The organism is Streptomyces sp. URMC 126 (genome assembly GCF_051386555.1).
Lineage (GTDB): Bacteria > Actinomycetota > Actinomycetes > Streptomycetales > Streptomycetaceae > Streptomyces.
On sequence record NZ_JBPQTX010000439.1, the window covers coordinates 1 to 4,628 of the forward strand.

Annotated in this window: 4 protein-coding genes; 1 reads left to right on the forward strand and 3 read right to left on the reverse strand. The window is 74.5% G+C overall.

Translation table 11 applies throughout. The features are described 5' to 3' along the window. Positions 1-91: 91 nt before the first annotated feature. Entirely contained in the window at positions 92-802 is a 711-nt protein-coding gene (locus tag ACSNOK_RS30870) for a hypothetical protein (RefSeq protein ID WP_436784102.1), read from the reverse strand. 225 nt (positions 803-1,027) lie between these two features. Here ACSNOK_RS30870 and ACSNOK_RS30875 point away from each other — a divergent pair, with 225 nt between their 5' ends. Then, positions 1,028-2,245, forward strand: coding sequence for an alanine racemase (locus ACSNOK_RS30875; RefSeq protein WP_436784103.1), 1,218 nt, complete (start codon positions 1,028-1,030; stop codon positions 2,243-2,245). A gap of 33 nt (positions 2,246-2,278) precedes the next feature. Here ACSNOK_RS30875 and ACSNOK_RS30880 read toward each other — a convergent pair whose 3' ends face one another. Together ACSNOK_RS30880 and ACSNOK_RS30885 are read right to left on the reverse strand one after the other, a co-directional pair. After that, positions 2,279-3,559: a haloacid dehalogenase-like hydrolase gene (locus ACSNOK_RS30880; RefSeq protein ID WP_436784104.1), complete on the reverse strand. Its 1,281-nt coding sequence runs from the start codon at positions 3,557-3,559 to the stop codon at positions 2,279-2,281. A gap of 110 nt (positions 3,560-3,669) precedes the next feature. Then, positions 3,670-4,458, reverse strand: a complete 789-nt coding sequence (locus ACSNOK_RS30885; protein WP_436784105.1) for a 3-oxoacyl-ACP reductase — start codon at positions 4,456-4,458, stop codon at positions 3,670-3,672. Positions 4,459-4,628: the final 170 nt, after the last annotated feature.

The window sequence follows — 4,628 nt, forward strand, 5'->3', positions numbered from 1 at the left end:
CCCGTGCCGTCGCCCCCTCCGCCACCACGGCCCCCGCCGAGGCGGGCCTCGGCCACTACGCGAGGGCCCTGGCGGCCCACGTCGAGCGCGCCTACCGGGCGGCCGGCTGCGGGTGGGCGGTGGGGCGGCCGTCGGCGAAGGCGGTGACCGACCAGACGACGACCGGCAGGTCGGCGAGCACGTCGACGTGCCAGCCGGCGCGCTGGGCGTCGCCGAAGCGTTCGGCGAGGGTGCCGGGCAGGGCGTACGGGCGGGGCAGCATGTCCGGCCGCTCGCCGAGGCGTTCGGCGGTGAACCGTTCGCGGAGCGCCCGCATGCCGTCCGCGTCGGCCTCCGTGACGAGCAGCCCGACGGTGGTGACGTTCGACGACGTGGCATCGGCGTAGGTGGCGCGCAGCAGCCGCGCGCAGCCGGCCGGCCGGAGGGCGAGCGCGAGGGCGGGGTCGAAGGCGTCGGCGCAGCCGGCGTCGGGGGCGACGCCGAGCCTGACCCAGTCGCGGGACGCGCCTCCGGGTCCGGCGGTCGCGTCGTGCACGGCGGGCGGGAAGAGGCGGTCGACCGGCTCGGTCTCCCAGACGGTGGCCGCGCGCGCGTACGCGGCGTGGGCGGCCGTCCGTTCGGGCGGCCGGGCCGTGAGCCAGCCGCCCGCCGCCGCGCCGCCGACGAGCCCCGCGCCGAGGATCGCGCAGACGGCCGCGGCGGCCCCGCGTCCGGCGCGGTTCCGCGGTGCGGAGGCCGGGTGCGGAAGCGCGGGGGTGAGCGGGGGCGCGGGTCTCCACAGCGGTTCCGCTTCGGTGCCCACCCTGCGCTCCCCCGCCCGGACGACTGCCGTCGGCCTCTCGACTGCCGTGCGGGATGGGCCGGTTGTCCTCGCGCCCGGCCTCCCCGCGCTCTGCGCGGCCGTGGTGATCCACGGCGCGCGCGTCACTCTACGGGGAGCGCCGCGCCGGAGGCCATCCGTACGGGCTCGCGCACGGCGCCGCCGCACCCCTACCCAGCGGTAATCCGCTCTGGCAAGCTGCGCGCCATGACGCCCGCCTTCACCCACGCCACCGGGGCCTTCACCGACCGGGCCCGCTACAACCGGGCCACCGCGCACCTCGACGCGCCGCTGGCCGTGGTCGATCTGCGGGCATTCGACGCCAACGCGGCGGATCTGGTCCGGCGGGCGCGGGGCAAGCCGGTGCGGGTGGCGACCAAGTCGGTGCGCTGCCGGGCCCTGTTGGAGCGGGTGCTGGAGCGCGACGGCTTCGCGGGGGTGATGAGCCACACCCTCGCCGAGTCCCTGTGGCTGGCCCGTTCGGGGATCGACGACGTGCTGCTCGCGTACCCGTCGGCCGACCGCGCCGGGTTCGCCGAGCTCACGTCCGACGCCCGGCTCGCCCGCGCGGTCACGGTGACGGTGGACGACCCCGCGCAACTGGCTCTGATCGACGCGGCCCGGGCAGGACACGAGGAGATACGGGTGTGCCTCGAACTGGACACCTCTCTGCGCCTGTTGGCGGGCCGTCTCCGGGTGGGCGCCCTGCGGTCGCCGCTGCACGACCCGGCCCGGCTGGCCGCGCTGGCCCGGGCCGTCGTCCGCCGCCCCGGCTTCCGGCTGGTGGGGCTGATGGCGTACGAGGCGCAGGTGGCGGGGGTGGGGGACGCGGTACCGGGCCGGCCGCTGCGCTCCCGGGCGGTCCGGCTGCTGCAGTCGGTCTCCCGCCGGGAGCTGGCGGCGCGCCGGGCGGAGGCGGTCCGGGCGGTCCGGGCCGTCGCGGACCTGGAGTTCGTCAACGGCGGCGGGACGGGCAGCGTCCACCACACGGCGGCCGAGGCGGCGGTCACGGAGGTGGCGGCGGGCTCGGGGCTGTACCAGCCGCGCCTGTTCGACCACTACACCGGTTTCACGGGCCGTCCCGCCGCCCTGTTCGCCCTGCCGGTGGTCCGCCGCCCGGGCCCCGGCGCCGTCACCGTCCTGGGCGGCGGCCTCCCGGCCTCCGGCCCGTCCGGCCGCGACCGCCTGCCCCTCCCCCACCTCCCCGCCGGCCTCCGCCTGACCGGCCAGGAGGGCGCGGGCGAGGTACAGACCCCCCTCCTCGGCACCCCGGCGGACGGCCTGGCGCTGGGCGACAAGGTGTGGTTCCGCCACGCGAAGGCGGGCGAACTGTGCGAGCGCTTCGCCGCCCTGCACCTGATCGACGGCGACCGGGTGACGGAAACGGTGCCGACGTACCGGGGCGAGGGGAAGACGTTCCTCTGAGCCCGGTACGCCGACGGTGGATCAGGCGGTCGCTCAGAGGGCCGCGGTGTCCGTCTGGTCCGGGATCACCGTGCCGTCCGTGCGGCGGACGGGGGCGAGGGTGCCGTCCGGGCGGGTGTAGCCGGCGGTGGCGCAGGGGTAGGCGCCGGTCTTGCGCGGCATGGGGTCGATGAACATCGGGTTGGCGACCCAGCGGCCGTCCTCGTTGTCGTACGCGCGGCACATCAGCTCGGCCTTGTTGCGGTTGATGGCCAGGTGGGCGCCGGTGGCGTCGCCGACGAAGGTGACGTCCGTGTCGGCGTCGCCGGCGCCGAGGGCGATGCGGTGGCGGAAGTCCTGCTGCTTCCAGGCCTTGGCGCCCTTGATGCCGAAGATGTGCTCGTTGATCATGCAGCGCTTGCCGTCCATGTACGGCAGGGCCTCGCCCATGCCGTCCTTGACGTCGCCGCAGCCCTTGATGCCGGGCGTGAGGCGGCCGTTCTTGACGATGCTGCGGATGCCGATGGTGTGGGCGCGGTCCAGGCCGACGCCGCCGGACCAGGCCTCGGCGATGGGCTCGGAGGAGGCGGAGACGATGTAGACGTCGAAGCCGGCCGCCTTGAGCGTGCGGATCAGGTCCTTCTGCTGGTCGTAGTAGCGGACGTAGCCGGCGATGGTGTGGGTGCCGACCTTCTGCTTGCTGCCCACGGGCGCGGCGAGCTGCTCGGCGCGGGCCTTGCGGGCGAAGGAGGACAGGGCGGCCGGGGTGTGGCCGGAGAACAGCTGCGGGATCCAGGCGTAGGCGGGGACGGTACGGCGGTGGTTCCAGTCGCCCGCGAACGCGGCCTTGCCGTCCATCGTCTTCGACTTCTCGCGGATCTCGAATATCTCGTCCGCGCAGCGGACGTTCTTCGAGGTGGGCAGCGGCTTGCCGACGGGCACGGAGGTGCCGCAGGCGGCGGTGAGGGCCCGGTCGGCGGCCGGGGTCAGCCACTTGCTGGTGTCCTTCCAGCTCTTCGGCCGGAGGATCTTGTCGTGCTTCAGCGACCAGGCGAGCGTCGCGTCGGTGATGTCGTTCTTGACGACGGTGTTGTCCCAGTCGAACGCGGCGACGGGACGGGCGCCGGTCCGGCCCGAGCAGGTGCCGCGCTCGTCGATCATGCGCTGGAGCTTGGCGCGGTTGGTGCCGAACCAGGCGATGTTCTTGTCCAGCTGGGGACAGTGGGCCACGGTCCGGGCGCCGTGCGCCGCCGGGGCCGCGCCCGCGGCGGGGGCCGAGGTGGCGAGGGTTGCGGTGACCAGGAAGCCGGCGGCGATGGCGTACTTCGTGCGCATGCGTTCTCTTCGGTGCTCGGTGCTGAAAGGGCAGGACACACGCCCGAGCCGGACGGGGAACGTCCGACTCCGGCGTCTGGTCATGGACCTTACAGGCGGAGCGCCCGCCGCTACAGGGGGGTCACATACGCCCCGGAAATACCCCCGTCCACCAGGAATTCCGCCGCGTTCACGAACGACGCGTCGTCGCTGGCCAGGAACGCCACCGCGGCGGCGATCTCCTCCGCCTCCGCGAACCGGCCCACCGGCACGTGCACCAGGCGCCGCGCGGCCCGCTCCGGGTCCTTGGCGAAGAGCTCCTTGAGCAGGGGTGTGTTGACGGGCCCCGGGCACAGCGCGTTCACCCGGATCCCGTCCCGCGCGAACTGCACGCCCAGCTCCCGGGACATCGCCAGCACGCCGCCCTTCGACGCGGTGTAGCTGATCTGCGACGTCGCCGAGCCGAGCACCGCCACGAACGACGCCGTGTTGATGATCGAGCCCTTGCCCTGGGCGCGCATGTACGGCAGCGCCGCCTTGCAGCAGAGGTAGACGGAGGTCAGGTTCACGTCCTGGACGCGCTTCCAGGCGTCCAGGCCGGTGGTGAGGATGGAGTCGTCGTCGGGCGGGGAGATGCCGGCGTTGTTGAACGCGATGTCGACCGAGCCGTAGGTGTCGTGGGCGGCCTTGAAGAGGGCTTCCACCTGGTCGGCGTCGGTGACGTCGGTACGGACGAAGAGGCCGCCGACCTCGTCGGCCGCCGCCTGGCCCGCCTTCTCGTCGATGTCGGCGCAGACGACGTGCGCGCCTTCGGAGGCGAGGCGGCGGGCGGTGGCCAGGCCGATGCCGCCGGCTGCGCCGGTGATTACCGCTGTGCGGCCGGGGAGGCGGCGGCAGGTGGGGGTCTGCTGGTCGGTCACGGGGGTCCTTTCGGTAAGTGGGTGGGTGGTGGCGGTGAGGGTGGGGTGCCCCGGTCCCGCCCCTTCGCCGATTCCTGGGGGGCGAGCCCCCAGGCCCCCGAAACCGCGCTCCGCGCGGTTGTCCTCAAACGCCGGACAGGCTGGATAGTGCCGCCTCGGGCGTGCACTTC

Bases quoted from the DNA above. Each gene is read 5' to 3' on its own strand.
- ACSNOK_RS30875 (WP_436784103.1), top strand. From the start codon at position 1,028: ATGACGCCCGCCTTCACCCACGCCACCGGGGCCTTCACCGACCGGGCC.
- ACSNOK_RS30880 (WP_436784104.1), bottom strand. From the start codon at position 3,559: ATGCGCACGAAGTACGCCATCGCCGCCGGCTTCCTGGTCACCGCAACC.